Below are 16,564 nucleotides of genomic sequence, written 5' to 3'. Positions count from 1 at the left end.
TCGGTGTCGGAAACGTGGTTCGACCCGCCCGCCAGCGCCAGCGCCCCCGCCAGCGCCAGCGCCAGAGCGCGCGCACGCCCTACTGCAGGCCCTTGCCCACCCGGCTGTTGCGACGGCTGTACCCGAAGTAGATCGCGAACCCGACCACGAGCCAGATGACGAACCGGACCCACGTCTCGACCTCGAGGTTCAACATCAACCAGAAGCACAGCACCGCCGAGACGATCGGCAGCACCGGCGACCACGGCACCCGGAAGGCACGCGGCGCGTCGGGACGCGAACGACGGAGCACGATGATCCCGATCGACACGAGCACGAACGCGGACAGGGTGCCGATGTTGATCATGCCCTCGAGCTTGTCGACCGCGGTGAAGCCGGCGAGCAGCGCGACGACGACACCCGCGACGACCTGCACGCGCACCGGCGTCTGCGTCTTCTCGTTCGTCTTCGAGAACCAGCGCGGCAGCAGGCCGTCACGGCTCATCGCGAAGACGATGCGGGACAGGCCGAGCAGCAGCACCATGACGACCGTGGTCAGACCGATCAGGGAGCCGATCGCGATGATGCCGGCGGCCCACGGCAGTCCGACGATGTCGAAGGCCGATGCCAGCGACGGCGTCTTCTCCTCGGCCAGGCGCTGGTACGACACCATGCCCGTGATGACGACGCTGACGCCGACGTAGAGCAGCGTCACGATGCCGAGGCCGATGAAGATGCCGCGCGGCAGGGTCTTCTGCGGGTTCTCGGTCTCCTCGGCGCTGGTCGCGACGACGTCGAAGCCGATGAACGCGAAGAACACGAGGGAGGCCGCGGCGAGCAGGCCGAAGACGCCGTACTGGGCGGGCTCCGAGCCGGTGAACCAGGACACGAGCGACTGGGTCCAGACACTCCCCTCCGAACCGCGGGCGGGCGACGCCGGCGGGATGAAGGGGGTGAAGTTCGCGGCCTTGACGAAGAACGCACCGGCGACGATGACGAACACGACGATGGCGACCTTGATGACCGTGATGACGGCCGAGACCCGCGACGACAGGCGGGTGCCGAACGCGAGCAGCACCGTGAAGATGCCGACGATCAGGACCGGGCCCCAGGTGAACGGGATCGGCCCGAGCTGGATCGTGCTCGGCAGGTCGACGCCGAACACCTCGAACGCGGTGCTGAGGTAGATGCCCCAGTACTTCGCGATGACGGCGCTGGCGGTGAGGGTCTCGAGGATGAGGTCCCACCCGACGATCCAGGCGAGCAGCTCGCCCATCGTGGCGTAGGTGAACGTGTACGCGGAGCCGGCGACGGGGATCGTCGAGGCGAACTCGGCGTAGCACATGATCGCGAGGCCGCAGGTGACGGCGGCGAGCAGGAACGAGATGATGACGCCTGGTCCGGCGAAGTTCGCGGCGGCGTTCGCTCCGACCGAGAAGATGCCGGCGCCGACGGCGACCGCGATCCCCATCGCGGCGATGTCGAACGTCTTCAGGGAGCGTTTCAGGGACCGGCCCTGCTCCTCGGAGTCGGCCAGTGAGGCCTCGATCGACTTGATGCGGAGCTTCTGTGCCATGGGGTGGATCCCGTCATCGGCTGGCGGCGGACCCCGCGACATTACTGGTGTACCACCCCGACACGCAAACACCGCGGACGGGCGTGGCCCGGCAGCGCGGCCTGCGACTGCGCGTGGTCCGGGGCCCGGGAGGCGCGGCTCGGCTCAGACGGACCGGCGCCAGTCCGACAGGAACCGCGCTCCGGCGTCGTCGTGGATCACGCCGTCGGGTGCCGTGAGCACCGGGTAGGGCGTCGCCGGGACCCCGTCGGACGGGCGGACGTCGACGTGCGCCACCTCGTGGCCGTTCGCGTGCAGCCAGTCCGCCATCGCGTAGTCGCTCCGGGAGTCGCCCATCGTCCGCCACGCCAGGGGCAGCTCGCCGTCCTGCGCGAGGAGCTCGAGCGACCGCTCGGCGCCCATGTCCTTGCCGCTGCGGTCGGACTCGACGTCGGTCGAGATGATCGTCGGGTCGATCCGCCACTGCACGGCACCGTCGGCGTCGGGGCGGACGTCGTCGAGCCGGCGGACCCCGAGCCCGCGGCGCTGGAGCGCGGCCATGGCCTTCGCGTCGAACTCCGGCTGGCGGGCGAGGTAGGTGGCGTTCGGCACCTCGACGCGCTGCTCGATCGAGACCATCGCGCGCTTCGTCTCGTCGAAGAAGACCAGGTCGGCGTACTCGTCGCGGACGAGCTCGCGCATCTCGTCGGCGTAGTCCCGCGGCAGCGCCAGGTCCTCGGCGACGGTCAGCTCGCCCATGCCGCCCTCGTACTGCGGGCCGATCGAGCACCAGACGGCGCCCTTCTCGCACACGGCGTGCACGCGGCCGCCCGCGGCGAGACCGCCGGCGAGCAGGGGTCCGACGACCTCCTGCCGGATGAAGGCGTCGCTCCGCCCCGTGTTGAACACGACGGGGATGCCCTCGGCCGCGAGCGCGACGAGGTCCTCGATGATGCTCGGGATCGCGATGGTGCGCGAGACGGGGCTGGCGATGGGCCCGTCGACGTCGAGCAGGAGTCCGAGGCGAGGTGCGTTCACGACGACCATCCTTGCAGCCCCGGTGGTCAGCGCCGTGCGGCCGTCCGCGCGGTGAAGCGGTCGAGCAGTTGGCCGAGGGCCTCGGGCGCGGGCACGTGTCCCTGCCCCGGCACCTCGGCGTACTCCGACCCCGGGACGGCCTCGACGACCGCCCGGGCCGCCTGCCGCATCCACTCGAGGCCGTCGCCACCGGCCGCGACGAGGACGGGCACGCCCACGGCTGCAGCCACCCGCTCGGGGATCGCGAGACCGTTGAGGACCCGGACGTCACGGCTCAGCACGTGCGCGTCGACCACGAGGGACCGCCACAGCGCACCCTTCAGCCGGAGTGCGGTGATCTGGCCCATGGGGACGCCGAGGACGTGCGCGAGGAACGCCCGGACGGCCTGGGCGCGACGCCCGACCGCGACGTGCTCGTCGAGGACGTCCGCGAAGACGACGTCGTCGGCGTGCGGGTCGACGGTGGCGCGGTAGGGCGGTTCCCAGAGCACGGCGGCGTCGAGTCGGACCCCGCCCGCGAGGCCGTGCAGCACCACGCCCGCGCCCACGCAGAGGCCGACCGCCGTGACGGGACCCTCGACGTCGGCGACGACGGCCGCGAGGTCCTCGACCTCGCGCTCGATCGCCCACGGGTCGGTGTCGCCGCTCGCGCCGCGGCCGCGTCGGTCGTAGGTGATGACCCGGTAGCGGCCCTGCAGGGCCGCGGTCAGGCCGGTGACGAACGGGGTGCCGTGGTGGTCGAACGCCCCGCCGACGACGACGAGCGCGGGGCCGGTCCCGGCGTCGGACACGGCGAGCACCGTGCCGTCCGCGGAGACGACCGTGCGGTCGACGTGCTGGTCCATGGGGTCCTCGAAGGTGGGTCGACCGCGGTGCGCCGCTGGCGCGCGTGGGGTCCTTCGGGTCTGGTCCTTGGCGGGTCGGTTGTGTCGAGCATGACAGCCCCGTGCCCCCGCGTCGACACCCGCAACCAGGGGGAGAACACCGGGTCGATCACACGATTCACAACATCGTGAATCAGGTGTAGCGTTCGCGGCATGGACGACGTGATCGTGGCATCCGGGCTCGTGAAGACCTTCGGACGTGCCCGCGCGCTCGACGGCCTGGACCTCCGGGTCGCCGCCGGCGAGGTGCACGGGTTCCTCGGCCCGAACGGCGCCGGGAAGTCGACGACGGTACGGGTGCTGCTCGGGTTGCTCCGAGCGAGCGGCGGTTCGGTGCGCGTGTTCGGGCACGATCCGTGGCGCGACGCCGTACCCGTGCACGCGGACCTCGCCTCGGTGCCGGGTGACGTCGCACTCTGGCCGAACCTGACCGGCGGCGAGACGATCGACCTGCTCACGGGGCTGCGGGGCGGGGCGGTGCCGGAGCTCCGCGCGCGCCTGGTCCGCGACTTCGACCTCGACACCCGCAAGCACGCCCGGTCCTACTCGAAGGGCAACCGCCAGAAGGTCGCCCTCATCGCCGCGTTCGCCCGTCCGGCGCGGCTGTACGTGCTCGACGAGCCCACGAGCGGCCTCGATCCCGTCATGGAGGAGGTCTTCCGCGGCGAGGTCCGCCGCGTCCGGTCCGAGGGGGCGACCGTGCTGCTGTCGAGCCACATCCTCAGCGAGGTCGAGGCGCTCTGCGACCGGGTGACGATCATCCGTGCCGGGCAGGCCGTCGAGGAGGGCACCCTCGCCCAGATGCGACACCTCACCCAGAGCAGCGTGTCCGTCACCACGGACGCCCGGGCGGACGCGATCCGGGCGCTGCCGGGCGTCCACGACCTGGTCGCCGAGGACGGCACCCTGCGGTTCGGCGCCGAGCCGTCAGCGGTCGCGGGCGTGATCGCGGCGCTCGACGGCCACCGTGTCGAGGCGCTCACGGTGGAGCCGCCCTCGCTCGAGGAACTCTTCCTCCGCCACTACGGCCGGGAGGGACGGTGACCGTCATCGGGACCGCGTTCCGCCGCGAGCGTGTCCGGGTCCCGGTCTGGGCCGTCGTCGCCGGGCTGCTCGCCGCTGCCACCGCGGCCGCTGTGCCACAGGCGTTCGGCGACGCCGCCGAGCGGCGGACGCTGGTCGAGCTCATCACCGCGACCCCGAGCCTCCTGGCCATCCGCGGCGTCCCGGACGGCACCGACGAGGGTGCGTACGCGTTCTTCGAGATCTTCACGTACCTCGGGCTCGTCGCGGGCCTGATGTCGGTCTTCCTGGTGACCCGGCAGACCCGGCAGGACGAGGACTCCGGCCGAGCCGAGCTCCTGCTCGCCGGCCCGGTACACCGCCGGAGCCCGCTCGTCGCGGCCGTGTGGGTGGCCACGGCCGCGAACGTCCTGCTCGGCCTGCTCGCAACGCTCGGCTTCGCGGCCGGTGGCCTGCCGGCGTCGGGGTCCGCCCTCGCCGGCACCGCGGCCACCTGCGTCGGCCTCGCCTACACCGGCGTCGCCGTCGTCGTGGCGCAGGTCGCACCGACCGCCCGGTCGACGAACGCGATCGGCGTCGGGGTCGTCGCCGCCACGTACCTGCTCCGTGCGGCCGGGGACGCCGTCGGGACCCGGAGCACCGACGGCCTCACCGTGACGAGTGCCTGGCCGAGCTGGCTGAGCCCGATCGGGTGGGGCCAGCACGTCTTCCCCTTCACGCGACAGGACTGGGGACCGCTCGTGCCGTGCCTGGTCGTGGCGGTCGTCGGCGTCACGGCAGCCCTGGTGGTGCGCGGCCGGCGGGACCTCGGCGCGAGTCTCCTCCGGGAACGACCGGGTCGCGCGGACGGTCGACTCCGGACGTCGCTCGGGCTCGCCTGGCGGTTGCACCGGACCACCGTGCTCGCCTGGTCCGTCGGTGGGGCGGTCCTCGGAGCGTTCGCCGGGGGACTCGGCACCACGGCGATCGACGCGATCGGTGCCGATTCGTCGGTGACGAGGCTGCTCGAGACCCTGGTGCCCGGCGGCCGCGGAGCCCTGCTGGACGAGTTCGTCGCCGCGGTGGTCGGGATCACCTCGATCCTCGCGGCCGCCGCCGGGATCGGAGCGTTGAACCGGGCCGCCGAGGACGACCGCGCCGGCCGCTCGGAGCTCCTCCTCGCCACGCCGGTCGGACGGGTCCGGCGTCTCGGGGAGTGGCTCGGGATCGGCGTCGGCGCGGCGGTGGCGGTGTCGCTCACGACCGGTGTCGTGGGCGGACTGGCGTTCACCGCGACCGGGACGGACCGGTTCTGGTCGACCGTCGCGGCCGGGCTGGCGCAGATCCCGGCAGCGCTCGTGCTCATCGGCATCGCGGCCGTCGTCGCGGTCGCGCTCCCGAGGATCGCCGGGTGGCTCGTGTGGGTCGCCCTCGGGGTCGCGCTCCTGCTCGGCCAGTTCGGCGGCCTGTTGCGGGTGCCGGACTGGGCTCGGCAGATCAGCCCGTTCACCCACACGCCCGGTGTCCCCGCCGCGCACGTCGACTGGGCCGGGGCGTGGTGGCTGCTCGGTGTCGCGGTGTTCCTCGGTATCGTCGCTCTCGTGCTCGCTCGTCGCCAGGAGACCCGCCCGTGACGCCGGAGGCGAACCGTCTCGTCGAGGCGTTCGCGGACGCCGGGTTCCCCCGGATGCCCGCCGCCGCACTCGTCGCGGTACTGACCAGCGAGTCGTCGGCCCTCACCGCCGCGGAGCTCGCGACGGAGCTCGAGGTCAGCCCCGCAGCCGTGTCCGGAGCAGTCCGCTACCTGCAGACCGTCGGGATGATGACCCGGCAACGCGTCGCGGGCGACCGTCGGTACGTGTACGAGCTGCCCGAGCACGCCTGGTACGCGGCGTCGGTCAACAACCAGGCGCTGTACGAACGGCTCGCATCCGTCGCAGAGACCACGGCGGCGTCGCTCGACGTGCCGGCCGCCCGGGAGCGCGTGCTCGACATGGCCGGGTTCTTCCGGTTCGTCCAGCGCCGCATCCCGGACCTGCTCAACGAGTGGAACGCTCAGCGTTCCTGACCGTCAGCGCCCCCACCCGTCACCGCTCGGGGGAGATCGCTCGGCGGTTGCCGGCGTCGACCACGACCCCCAGCAGCCGGCCGTCGTCGATCGCGTCGATGAGGCGGGAGTCGCCCGAACGGACCCGCCAACCCGGTCGGTTCACGAGCTTCCGCGCGGCTGGGGGACGTGGGTGCTCGGTGAGGATCGTGCGGATGACACGTTGCGCGGACGGGATGACCTCGATGCATTCGTTCTCCGGGATGGCGGTGTCGCGTGAGGGAGACGGGCTCGCGACGGGCATCGTCGATGATCGACGCCAGGCGGGTCCGCGCTCGTGCGTTTCGTACAGGTCAGACCAGGGCCGTCGTGCCCACCGACTCCCGCTCGAGCAGGGACCGCTTCACGTCGAGCCCCCACGCGAAGCCGCCGAGCGTGCCGTCGGTCCGCAGCACGCGGTGGCACGGCACGAAGAGCGCCGGGGCGTTCCGCGCACACACGCTCGCCGCGGCCCGGACGGCGTCGGGTCGCCCCATCGCCGCGGCGAACCCGGTGTAGGTCAACGTCCCGCCGGCGGGGATCAGTCGGAGCTGCCGCCAGCCCTCGGCGAAGAGCTCGGTGCCGAACTGGCGCACCGGCACCTGCATCGCGTGCTCGACCTCGCCCGCGTAGAACGCGTCGACGGCGTCCGCCGAGGCCACCCGCCCGTCGACGACGCGTTCCGGCCGGTGCCGGTCCGCGAGGCGCGCGAGGATGCGCTCGGCATCGTCCGTCCAGCCCGAGGCGAGGACACGGCCCTCGGTGTCCTCGAGCACGGTGAAGGGGCCGTCGGGGGTGTCCAGCGTCTGGATCGTCGCATCGGTCATCGTTCGTCCTTCCGGGCGGCCGGAGCCGCGGTCGTGTGGGTCGCACCGGTCGTCGCCGTCGCGCGGTCGATGATCGGTCGCCAGCAGTGCATCGTGAGGTAGCTCCGCCACGGCGCCACCTGCTCCGACCATAGGGAGAGCTCGCGCGCCGAACCGGGCAGCCCGAGTTCCTGTGCACCGTTGCGCACGGCGAGGTCGCTGTGGAGGAAGACGTCCGGATGGTGGCGGACCCGGAGCGCCACGTAGTCGGCCGTCCAGGGCCCGATGCCCTTCACCGCGAGGAGTCCGGCGCGCAGCTCGTCGAGCGACTGCCCGCCGTCGACCACGAGCGACCCGTCGGCGAGCGCGGCGGCCACCCGGAGGATCGTGTCGACGCGGGCAGCCGGGCCACGGAGCACCTCGTGCCCGCGAGCCGCGATGACGGCGGCGGACGGGAACAGCAGGCCGTCCGGCGCGATCGCGGACGGCACGGGCGCACCGAGCGCCGCGACCAACCGTGTCTGCGCCGTCCGGGCCGCCGCGACGGACACCTGCTGGCCGATGAGGGTCCGGAACACGATCTCGTGCGGGTCCACGGCGCCGGGCAGCCGGATGCCGGGGACCCGGGCGACGGCGTCGGCCAGCTGGGGCACCGCGCCGAGCACGGCGTCGACGGCTTCCGGATCGGCGTCGAGGTCGAAGTACGAGCGCACCCGCGCCACGAGCGTCGGGAGGTCGGAGAGGTCCGTGACCCGCACGCGCAGGTCGATCCCGGTCCCCCGCCCGGCCACCCCGGGGACGGAAGCCGAGGCGCTGAACCAGGCCGCGCCTCCTGGCAGGTCGAGCACCCGTCCGTACGACGTGACCCGCCCGGTGTCGTCGACCTCCACCTGCTCCGTGCCCGCCAGGGCGTGCAGCGCGTGCCAGTCGAGGAGCCCCTGCGCGTCGAACGGCGCGCGCGCCGGCAGGTGCACGTGCAGTGCTCCGTCCGCGACCGGTCGGAGCGTGCGGCGTGCGCGGAGCTCGGTCGGCGTGACCGCGAAGACCTCGCGCACGGTCTCGTTGAACTGGCGGACGCTCGCGAACCCGGCGGCGAACGCGACGTCCGCGACGGGCAGGTCGGACGAGGTGAGCAGCGTCCGCGCGGTCTGCGCGCGGTGCGCCCGGCTGAGCGCCTTGGGCCCGGCACCGAGCTCGGCGGTCATGATGCGGTTGAGCTGCCGCTCGGAGTACCCGACGCGGGCGGCGAGGCCGGGCACGCCGTCGCGTTCGACGACGCCGTCGAGGACGAGGCGCATGGCACGTCCGGCGACGTCCTCGCGGAGGTCCCACTCGGGGCTGCCCGGTGTCGCCTCGGGCAGGCAGCGCTTGCAGGCGCGGAAGCCGGCGAGGTGCGCGGCGGCACTGGTGCGGTAGAAGGTGACGCCGGACTCCCGGGGCGTCCGGGCCGGGCACGAGGGGCGGCAGTAGATACCGGTGGAGTGCACGGCGGTGACGAACTGCCCGTCGAACCGGGCATCGCGGGAGGCGACGACCCGGTAGCGCTCGGCGTGCAGTGCGTCTGGTGCGGTGGACATGCCCACAGCCTGACACGGCTCACCGACATCGACTGGCGGAAATCAGACAGGGCAGCGGACGTCCGTCGTTGCGGGGACGGCGGCCTGGAGGCGCGGCTAGCGTGGGGTGGGTGACCGACGTGGACGACGTGGCCGGCTCCGGCGACCTGCCCTGCCGGACCGACGTCGAGATCGCGCTGCTGCTGGTGTCCCGGCGGCACCGGTACGAGGGGCGACCGGCGGACGGGGCGCTGCCCGCCCTGGACGGCGAGCCGGACGACCTGCGCGAGCGCGTCGAGCTGCGCGCGGGGCTCGGGATCGTCGGCGACCGGTACTTCGCGTCGCGGGCGCACGTGCACGCCTCGGTGACGATGATCGGACTCGAGGGGCTGGACGCCGTCGCCGCCGAACTCGGTGCGGCCGTCGACCCGGTCGCGACCCGGCGGAACGTGTTCCTCCGCGGGGTGGACGTCGAGGCGCTCCAAGGCCAGCCGTTCGCGCTCGACTCCGGTCAGGGGGTGGTCCGCTTCCGCGGGTACCGGCCGGCGAACCCGTGCGCCTGGATGGACCACGAGGTGGCCCCGGGGGCGTTCCGGGCGATGCGTGGGCGGGGCGGTGTGCGGTGCGACCCGGAGTCCGACGGCGTCCTCGCCCTCGGTCCCGCGGTGCTCCGCACGGCCCGCCCCGTCGCGCTCCCCTGACGCGCCGAGGACCAGCTAGGCGGTCAGTGCGGACTCGATGGCGTCGACGAACGCCGGCAGGTCGTCCGGGTTCCGCGAGGTGATGAGCCCGCCGTCGACCTGGACCTCCTGGTCGACCCACTCGGCCCCGGCGTTCCGCACGTCGGTCTGCAGCGACGGGAACGACGTGATCGTCTTCCCCGACACGACACCGGCCTCGATGAGGGTCCACGGCCCGTGGCAGATCGCGGCGACGGGCTTGCCGGCCTCCGCGAACGCCTGCACGAGGGAGACCGCCTGCTGGTCGGTGCGGAGGGTGTCGGCGTTGATCGTGCCCCCGGGGACGACGAGCGCGTCGAACGAGCCGGCGTTGACACCGGCGATGGTGGTGTCCGGATCGACGTGCTGGCCCGGGTCCTTGTCGCCGACGAGGGTCGCGATCGCCCCGGTCTCCTGCGCCGCCACCGTCACCGTCGCGCCGCGCTCGCGGAGCTGGTCGATCGGGACGACGATCTCGTCCTGCTCCACGCCGTAGTTCGTCGCGATGACGAGGATCTTCTTGCCGTCGAGTGCTGCCATGGTCGTTCCTTCCGCGGCCCGGTCGTTCCGGCCGCACGACCAGCGTCGTCGGGGAGCGCTGGAAGCGTCCGCAGGTGGACAGCCGTGGGCGGCGGTCGGGTCAGCCGCGGATGCGGAAGGCCGTTCCCTCGCGCTCCACGGAGATGCCGTCGTAGCCGCCCACCCGGTACAGCCCCGCGGTGACGTCCGCCTCGAGCGTCCCCACGACGACCGTGGTCGCCCCGGAGGCGATCGCGGCCTCGAGCCCGGCGGGTGCGTCCTCGAACGCGACACAGTCGGCGGCGTCGACACCGAGCAGCGCCGCACCGCGCAGGTACCCGTCCGGGTGCGGCTTGCCGTGCTCGACGTCCTCGGAGGCGACGAGCGCCTCGGGCACGTGCACCCCGGCGGCCTGCATCCGCTCCACCGCGAGGTCGCGGGGCGCACTCGTGACGATCGCGACCGGCACCCCGGCGTCGACCAGGCGGGACACGAACGCCCCGGCGCCCGGGACCTCCGAGATGCCCTCGGTGCTCTCGCGCTCCTCGGCGACGAGCCCGGCGGCGATCCGCAGCTGCTCGTCGTGGTCGAGGTCGGGCAGGAAGCGCTGGATCGTGCTGATCGCCTGGCGGCCGTGCGAGAAGGCGAGGATCTCCGCGGGGTCGATGCCGTGCTCGACGCCGAACCGGGTCCAGGTCGCCTCGACCACCGCGGTCGAGTCGACGAGCGTCCCGTCCATGTCGAAGAGGACCCCGGACGCCACGATGTCGATCACGCGCCCGACCCTAGCGTGCCGCCCCGGTCACTCGCCGGGGTCCGGCGCGCGGTGCCGGTCACTCCCCGGGGTCCGGCGCGCGGTGCCGGTCACTCCCCGGGGTCGGGTGCCCGCACGTACCGGGTGAGCAGCACACCGTCACGCCCGAGGAGCACGTGGGCCGGCCGGAAGCGCCGGAGGTCGGGCGAACCGCCGTGGGTGATGCGCGGGCCGGCGCCACCCTCGAGCGACGGGTCGACCGTCAGCGTGAGTTCGTCCACGAGGTCCGCCGCCACGAGCGCCCCGAAGAACGTCGGTCCGCCCTCGCAGTGCACCGTGCCGAGGCCGCGCGACACCAGGGCGCTCCGCAGGGCGACGGGGTCGACCGTGTCCGGGTCGTCGTCGGAACTGCACGGCACGACGTCCGCGACCGCCGCGAGCGCCGCGGCCCGGGGCGACGACGCTGCGGTCGTCGAGGTGAGGACGATCGGACGCACCGGCGCCTCGGTGAACACCCGGGACGCCGGGTCGAGGGACAGCGAGCCCGAGACGATCGCGAACACCGGGTGGTCGGGCAACCCGTGTGCCCGCCGCCAGGCCACGTCGGCGTCGTGCAGCACCATCGGTCCGTAGCCCTCGTCGCGGACGGTCCCGGCGGCGACCAGCACCGCGTCGGCCACCCGGCGCAGCAGGTCGAACACGCGCAGGTCGTCCGGCCCGCCGAGCGAACCCGAGACCCCGTCGCCCGCGGCCGTCGCCGAGCCGTCGAGCGTCGTCACGAAGTTCACGCGCAGCCAGGGTGCGACCGCCCCCGCCGTGTACAGCTCGAGCAGCTCGTCGTCGGACAGGTCGGCGATCGACGGCGGGAGGACGCTCACGTGTTGTGCCGCGCTTCCACCGGTGCCCGCCAGCCGAGCGTCGCCTCGACCATGCGCATCGCGTCCACGCTCTCGGCGACGTCGTGCATCCGGACGATCCGCGCGCCGAGCATCGCGCTCACGGTCGCGACCGCCAACGACCCCGCCAGTCGCTCACCGCGGGGACGCCCGAGCGACTCCCCCACGAAGTCCTTGTTCGAGACCGCCGCGAGCACCGGGTAGCCGAGCGCGACCACCTCGGGCAGGCGTCGGGTGAGCTCGAGCGTGTGCACCGTGTTCTTGTTGAGGTCGTGCCCCGGGTCGACGATGATCCGCGACTCCGGGATGCCTGCCGCGAGGGCCCGGTCGACCCGCTCGCGCAGGAACCCGACGACCTCGGTCGTCACGTCGCCGTACTGCGGCGGGGCCGGCAGCGGACGACGGGGCTCCGCCAGCGAGTGCGTGATCACGATCGTCGCGTCGGAGTCCGCCACGACGGCCGCCATCCGGGGGTCGGACAGCCCGGTCGTGTCGTTCACCACGCTCGCACCGGCCTCGATCGCCGCCGCGGCGACCTCGGGCCGGAAGGTGTCCACGCTGATCGTCACGTCGGACTCCTGCGCGAGCTGCCGGACGACGGGCACGACGCGGTCGATCTCGTCGGCGGCGGGCAGCTCCGGCCCCGGCGCGAACTTCACGCCGCCGATGTCGACCCAGTCCGCTCCCTGCTCGGCCGCGTGCACGGCGGCCTCGACGGCACGGTCGAGTGCGAACGTCGCGCCGCGGTCGTGGAACGAGTCGGGCGTGCGGTTCACGATCGCCATGACGGCGATGCGGTGGTCGAAGTCGACGGTCCGGCGGCCGATGGTGCGCACGGGCTCGCGCAGGTCGGGGACGACCCACCCGGGTGCGGTGGCAGCAGGGCCCTGGCGCGCCCCGTCTCGCTCGGTCGTCACGCGTCCGCCCCGCGGCCGGCTCCGACGTCCGCGCCGGCACCGGCACCGGCACCGATCAGGGCGATCGCCTCGGCCCGTCCGGCGGCCTCGGCCAGGGTGCCGGTCGCCGCCACGGTCACGGTCGTCGACCCGGTCTGCCGCTCCCCACGGGTCGTCACGCACTGGTGCTGCGCGTCGAGGACCACGAGGACGCCGGCGGCCCCGAGCCCCTCGGCGATGGTCGCCGCGACCTGCTCGCCGAGCCGCTCCTGCAGCTGCGGACGGGAGGCCACCGCGTCGAGCACGCGCGACAGCGTGCCGAGGCCGATGAGCCGCTCCCCCGGCGCGTACGCGAGGTGCGCCACACCGAGGAACGGGAGCAGGTGGTGCTCGCACACGGACCGGAACTTCACGTCGCGCACGATGACGAGCTGCCCGCGGTCGCCCGGTTCGGCGTGGACCGTGCCGTCGCGGGCGATCGCCACCGCATCCGTCCCGATGCCGGAGAAGAACTCGGCGTACGACTCGGCCACACGAGCGGGCGTGCGGGCGAGTTCCGCGCGGTCGGGATCCTCGCCGATCGCGAGCAGGAGCTCCCGCACGGCGGACTCGATGCGCGCACGGTCCAGACGTTGGTTCACCCGTCCATCCAACACCAGCCCTGGCCGCAGAACGCGACCGGCCACCGGGCGTGACGTACCCCGTCGATGCGAGCCGCGCCTCCAGGAAATCCCCTGGAAGGAAGCTGTGACGTGCCGGAAACCCAGCGCCCTTTAAGCTTGTTCGGTGAGCGCCCCGCAGACCGACACCACGCCCCGGAACCGCTTCGCGACCGGCCTCGACCGCTTCTTCTCCATCACGCACCGCGGATCGACGATCCCCCGCGAGATCCGGGGCGGCCTCGTCTCCTTCGTGACGATGGCCTACATCGTCATCCTCAACCCGCTCATCCTCGGCGGGTTCAGCCAGGACCAGGCGCCGCAGGACGTCCTCGGCGGCTGGCTGCAGAACGCCCAGGTCGCCGCGGCCACCGGACTCGTCGCCGGGCTCATGACGATCGCGATGGGCCTCATCGCGAACCTGCCGTTCGGCATCGCCGCGGGGCTCGGGATCAACTCGTTCCTCGCCGTCAGCGTCGTGCACCAGGTCACCTGGGCCGAGGCGATGGGCCTCGTCGTCATCAACGGCGTCGTGATCGTGATCCTGGCGTTGACGGGCATCCGGACGATGATCTTCACGGCCGTGCCGGCGCAGCTCAAGGCGGCCATCACCGTCGGCATCGGCCTGTTCATCGCGTTCATCGGCCTGGTCGACTCCGGGTTCGTCCGCACCACGAAGAACGCCTCGCCGCCGCTGCAGCTCGGCGAGGACGGCTCCATCGCAGCACTGCCGACCATCGTCTTCCTGATCGGCCTCGTCATCATCGGCACGCTGATGGCCCGCAAGGTCCGGGGTGCCCTGCTCATCGGCATCGTGGCGACCACGGTCATCGCGATCATCCTGCAGGCGATCTTCACGGTACCGACCTCGGTCGACTCGCCCACCGGCTGGAACCTCAACGCGCCGGGGCTGCCCTCCGCGCTGTTCGCGGTGCCCGACCTGTCGCTCGTCGGCCACGCGGACGTCTTCGGTGCCTTCACCCGCATCGGCCCCATCGCCGCGTCGATGCTCGTCTTCACCCTCGTCTTCACGAACTTCTTCGACGCCATGGGCACGATGACCGGCCTCGCGAAGGCCGCCGGGGTCGCGAACCCCGACGGCACCTTCCCGCGCCTGAAGTCGGCGCTCGTCGTCGAGGGTGCCGGTGCGATCGCCGGTGGTGGCGCCTCGGTGTCGTCGAACACCGTGTTCATCGACTCCGCCGCCGGCATCGGCGAGGGCGCCCGGACCGGCATGGCCTCCGTCGTCACCGGTCTGCTGTTCCTGGCGTCGATGTTCCTCACGCCGCTCACGCAGGTCGTCCCGCTCGAGGTCGCCGCCGCCGGGCTCGTGGTCGTCGGTGCGCTCATGGTGGCGCAGGTGAAGGACATCGACTGGACCGACTTCGGGGCGGCGCTGCCGGCGTTCCTGACGATCGTGATCATGCCGCTGACCTACTCGATCGCGAACGGCATCGGTGCGGGCTTCATCAGCTGGGTGCTCATCAAGCTGCTGTCCGGTCGCGGCCGTCAGGTGTCGTGGCTGCTGTACGTCGTGGCGGCGGGCTTCCTGCTGTACTTCGCGCGGGGGCCGCTCGAGGTGCTGCTCGGCGTCGGCTGAGGCGCGGCGCGCGCTGCGTTCGCGCTTGCATCCGCTCGCTGCGTTCGCGTTTCGCACAACGAAAGTCGCCCCGAACCACGGACAGTCGTGGTTCGGGGCGACTTGCGTTGTGCGCGGGCACCGGGCCCGGGAGGCGCGGCCTCAGTCCGCCAGGTCGGCCGGCGTCGCCTCGTGGTGGCGTCGGCCCCGGGAGCGCCGGTCCTCCTTCATGCCCGCCTCGAACAGGTGCTTGCGTCCCTGCACGAGCTCGTCCCGCGCGGTCCGTTCGAGCTCCTTCGCGAGGGCGTAGTACCCGTCGTCGTAGTCCTCGACGACCTGGAACGTCCACCGGCCGGCGATGACGTTGCGTCCGACGAGCTCCGAGTCGATGCGGTCCGCCAGCTCGGTGTGGCCGGCGTCCCGGAGCTGCTCGACGGCCTCGCCGAGGTTCAGGTCCGCCATCCCGGTCAGCCGGTGGAACCCGTAGAGCAGTCCGCGGGCGTGCTCGATCACTTCGACCGCTGCCGACAGGGTGCCGAGCGCCTCGACCGTGGCGTCCGAGACCCCCTCGGGCACGCGGTGCTGCTCGTCGGGGCCCTGTGCGTCGTCGTGCGGTGCGTCGTTCGTCATGGGTCCCGTCTACCGGACCGCTGCTCCCACCGCTCCGAGGTGCGCTGCGCAGCTCGTCACGGGCCGGGGGTCGGCCGGGGGCGGTACGGTTCGGGCATGACCAGGTGGGTCGCGCTGCTGCGCGGGGTGAACGTCAACGGGATCACGATCAGGAGCGCCGAACTCGCGGCGCTGTTCCGGGAACGCGGCTACCAGGACGTCCGGACCGTCCTCGCCTCCGGGAACGTGGTGTTCGGCTCGGACGGCACGGCCGCCGCCCTGAAGACCGACATCGAGCAGTCGCTCCGGGACCGCTTCGGATACGACGCCTGGATCGTGCTCGTCCCCCACGACGACCTCGCCGCCGTCGTGGACGGCTTCCCGTTCCCCGCCGCCGAGGACCACCACGACTACGTCGTGTTCGGCTCCGACGAGGACGCCCTCGACGACCTGCTGGCCGATCTCGAGGTCGACGAGTCCGTCGAGCGCGTTGCCCGGGGCGCGGGAGTCGTCTACTGGTCGTGCCCGAAGGGGTCGAGCACGGACACGGTGTTCGCCAAGCGGGCCGGTGCCGCACGCTTCAAGCGGACGACGACGACCCGCAACGCGAACACGCTCCGGAAGCTCCTGTGAGCCGGGGTGGTCTGCACCACGTCGAACTGCGCACCGCCGACCTCGACGCGTCCGGTCCCGCGTGGGACTGGCTCCTGACCGAGCTCGGCCACGAGCCCTTCCAGCGGTGGCCCGACGGGCGCAGCTGGCGGCTCGGCGACCTGTACGTCGTGCTCGAGACCGCTCCGCTGCCGGGCGAGCACGATCGACGACGCCCGGGCCTGAGCCACCTCGCGTTCCACGCCGGTGGCACCGACGACGTGGCCCGGATCTGGGCGGCCGCGCCCGCGCACGGATGGCGACGCCTCTACGAGGACCGCCATCCGCACGCCGGCGGGCCGGACCACCACGCGGCGTTCCTCGAAGACGCCGAACGGTTCAAGGTCGAACTCGTCGCCGACTGAGCGGCGACGAC

General features: G+C 72.9%; 19 protein-coding genes. 7 read left to right on the top strand and 12 right to left on the bottom strand.

Going from position 1 to position 16,564, the window contains the following annotated elements; all coding sequences use genetic code 11:
- Nucleotides 1–79: 79 nt before the first annotated feature.
- The 3 genes from BIV01_RS07790 to BIV01_RS07780 form a co-directional block, all read right to left on the bottom strand.
- A complete protein-coding gene (locus tag BIV01_RS07790) occupies nucleotides 80–1,555 on the bottom strand; it encodes an amino acid permease (protein WP_071302459.1) in 1,476 nt (491 codons plus the stop codon).
- Between the two features lie 144 nt (nucleotides 1,556–1,699).
- Nucleotides 1,700–2,581: a hypothetical protein gene (locus BIV01_RS07785; RefSeq protein WP_070417634.1), complete on the bottom strand. Its 882-nt coding sequence runs from the start codon at nucleotides 2,579–2,581 to the stop codon at nucleotides 1,700–1,702.
- A gap of 17 nt (nucleotides 2,582–2,598) precedes the next feature.
- A complete protein-coding gene (locus BIV01_RS07780) occupies nucleotides 2,599–3,417 on the bottom strand; it encodes an alpha/beta fold hydrolase (RefSeq protein WP_071302458.1) in 819 nt (272 codons plus the stop codon).
- 192 nt (nucleotides 3,418–3,609) lie between these two features.
- On the opposite strand from BIV01_RS07780, the gene BIV01_RS07775 reads away from it, so the two are divergent.
- From BIV01_RS07775 to BIV01_RS07765, 3 genes are read left to right on the top strand one after another with little or no spacing between them, the layout of a single operon-like run.
- The gene (locus BIV01_RS07775; RefSeq protein ID WP_175473665.1) at nucleotides 3,610–4,500 is read left to right on the top strand and encodes an ABC transporter ATP-binding protein; all 891 of its coding nucleotides are present in this window, start codon (nucleotides 3,610–3,612) and stop codon (nucleotides 4,498–4,500) included.
- A complete protein-coding gene (locus BIV01_RS07770; protein ID WP_071302457.1) occupies nucleotides 4,497–6,092 on the top strand; it encodes an ABC transporter permease in 1,596 nt (531 codons plus the stop codon). The genes BIV01_RS07775 and BIV01_RS07770 overlap by 4 nt, the downstream gene beginning before the upstream one ends.
- Nucleotides 6,089–6,526, top strand: coding sequence for a GbsR/MarR family transcriptional regulator (locus BIV01_RS07765; protein WP_071302456.1), 438 nt, complete (start codon nucleotides 6,089–6,091; stop codon nucleotides 6,524–6,526). The genes BIV01_RS07770 and BIV01_RS07765 overlap by 4 nt, the downstream gene beginning before the upstream one ends.
- Nucleotides 6,527–6,545: 19 nt before the next feature.
- Here BIV01_RS07765 and BIV01_RS07760 read toward each other — a convergent pair whose 3' ends face one another.
- From BIV01_RS07760 to BIV01_RS07750, 3 genes are read right to left on the bottom strand one after another with little or no spacing between them, the layout of a single operon-like run.
- Nucleotides 6,546–6,809, bottom strand: coding sequence for a type II toxin-antitoxin system RelE family toxin (locus BIV01_RS07760; protein WP_071302455.1), 264 nt, complete (start codon nucleotides 6,807–6,809; stop codon nucleotides 6,546–6,548).
- A 49-nt stretch (nucleotides 6,810–6,858) separates the two neighbouring features.
- Nucleotides 6,859–7,371 (bottom strand): methylated-DNA--[protein]-cysteine S-methyltransferase, encoded by a 513-nt coding sequence (locus BIV01_RS07755; RefSeq protein WP_070417632.1) that lies wholly within the window; start codon nucleotides 7,369–7,371, stop codon nucleotides 6,859–6,861.
- A complete protein-coding gene (locus tag BIV01_RS07750) occupies nucleotides 7,368–8,927 on the bottom strand; it encodes an AlkA N-terminal domain-containing protein (RefSeq protein ID WP_071302508.1) in 1,560 nt (519 codons plus the stop codon). The genes BIV01_RS07755 and BIV01_RS07750 overlap by 4 nt, the downstream gene beginning before the upstream one ends.
- Nucleotides 8,928–9,037: 110 nt before the next feature.
- Here BIV01_RS07750 and BIV01_RS07745 point away from each other — a divergent pair, with 110 nt between their 5' ends.
- Nucleotides 9,038–9,607: an MOSC domain-containing protein gene (locus tag BIV01_RS07745; RefSeq protein WP_254791800.1), complete on the top strand. Its 570-nt coding sequence runs from the start codon at nucleotides 9,038–9,040 to the stop codon at nucleotides 9,605–9,607.
- Nucleotides 9,608–9,622: 15 nt separating this feature from the next.
- On the opposite strand, the gene BIV01_RS07740 is transcribed toward BIV01_RS07745, so the two are convergent.
- The 5 genes from BIV01_RS07740 to folE form a co-directional block, all read right to left on the bottom strand.
- Nucleotides 9,623–10,165, bottom strand: a complete 543-nt coding sequence (locus BIV01_RS07740; protein ID WP_070417631.1) for a type 1 glutamine amidotransferase domain-containing protein — start codon at nucleotides 10,163–10,165, stop codon at nucleotides 9,623–9,625.
- Nucleotides 10,166–10,265: 100 nt separating this feature from the next.
- Entirely contained in the window at nucleotides 10,266–10,919 is a 654-nt protein-coding gene (locus tag BIV01_RS07735) for an HAD-IA family hydrolase (RefSeq protein ID WP_071302454.1), read from the bottom strand.
- An 89-nt stretch (nucleotides 10,920–11,008) separates the two neighbouring features.
- Nucleotides 11,009–11,776, bottom strand: coding sequence for a pyrimidine reductase family protein (locus BIV01_RS07730; RefSeq protein ID WP_071302453.1), 768 nt, complete (start codon nucleotides 11,774–11,776; stop codon nucleotides 11,009–11,011).
- Nucleotides 11,773–12,711 carry a dihydropteroate synthase gene (gene folP / locus BIV01_RS07725; RefSeq protein WP_071302452.1) on the bottom strand — a complete coding sequence of 313 codons (939 nt, stop codon included), beginning with the start codon at nucleotides 12,709–12,711 and terminating at the stop codon, nucleotides 11,773–11,775. Before folP ends, BIV01_RS07730 begins: the two co-directional genes overlap by 4 nt.
- On the bottom strand, nucleotides 12,708–13,331 hold the full coding sequence (gene folE / locus BIV01_RS07720; RefSeq protein WP_254791799.1) for a GTP cyclohydrolase I: 624 nt from the start codon (nucleotides 13,329–13,331) through the stop codon (nucleotides 12,708–12,710). Before folE ends, folP begins: the two co-directional genes overlap by 4 nt.
- Before the next feature lie 145 nt (nucleotides 13,332–13,476).
- Between folE and BIV01_RS07715 the strand changes: the two genes are divergently transcribed.
- Complete coding sequence (locus BIV01_RS07715) at nucleotides 13,477–14,949, top strand: NCS2 family permease (protein ID WP_071302451.1); 1,473 nt, start codon at nucleotides 13,477–13,479, stop codon at nucleotides 14,947–14,949.
- 141 nt (nucleotides 14,950–15,090) lie between these two features.
- Here BIV01_RS07715 and BIV01_RS07710 read toward each other — a convergent pair whose 3' ends face one another.
- Nucleotides 15,091–15,558: a hypothetical protein gene (locus BIV01_RS07710; RefSeq protein ID WP_070417626.1), complete on the bottom strand. Its 468-nt coding sequence runs from the start codon at nucleotides 15,556–15,558 to the stop codon at nucleotides 15,091–15,093.
- Nucleotides 15,559–15,654: 96 nt separating this feature from the next.
- On the opposite strand from BIV01_RS07710, the gene BIV01_RS07705 reads away from it, so the two are divergent.
- Together BIV01_RS07705 and BIV01_RS07700 are read left to right on the top strand one after the other, a co-directional pair.
- The gene (locus BIV01_RS07705; protein WP_071302450.1) at nucleotides 15,655–16,170 is read left to right on the top strand and encodes a DUF1697 domain-containing protein; all 516 of its coding nucleotides are present in this window, start codon (nucleotides 15,655–15,657) and stop codon (nucleotides 16,168–16,170) included.
- Nucleotides 16,167–16,553, top strand: coding sequence for a VOC family protein (locus BIV01_RS07700; RefSeq protein WP_070417622.1), 387 nt, complete (start codon nucleotides 16,167–16,169; stop codon nucleotides 16,551–16,553). The genes BIV01_RS07705 and BIV01_RS07700 overlap by 4 nt, the downstream gene beginning before the upstream one ends.
- Nucleotides 16,554–16,564 lie beyond the last annotated feature (11 nt).

Source organism: Curtobacterium sp. MCBA15_013, from assembly GCF_001865095.1.
In the GTDB taxonomy this organism is placed as follows: domain Bacteria; phylum Actinomycetota; class Actinomycetes; order Actinomycetales; family Microbacteriaceae; genus Curtobacterium.
Note: the sequence above shows the minus strand (reverse complement) of the source record. Positions and strands in the feature narration are given on the sequence as shown.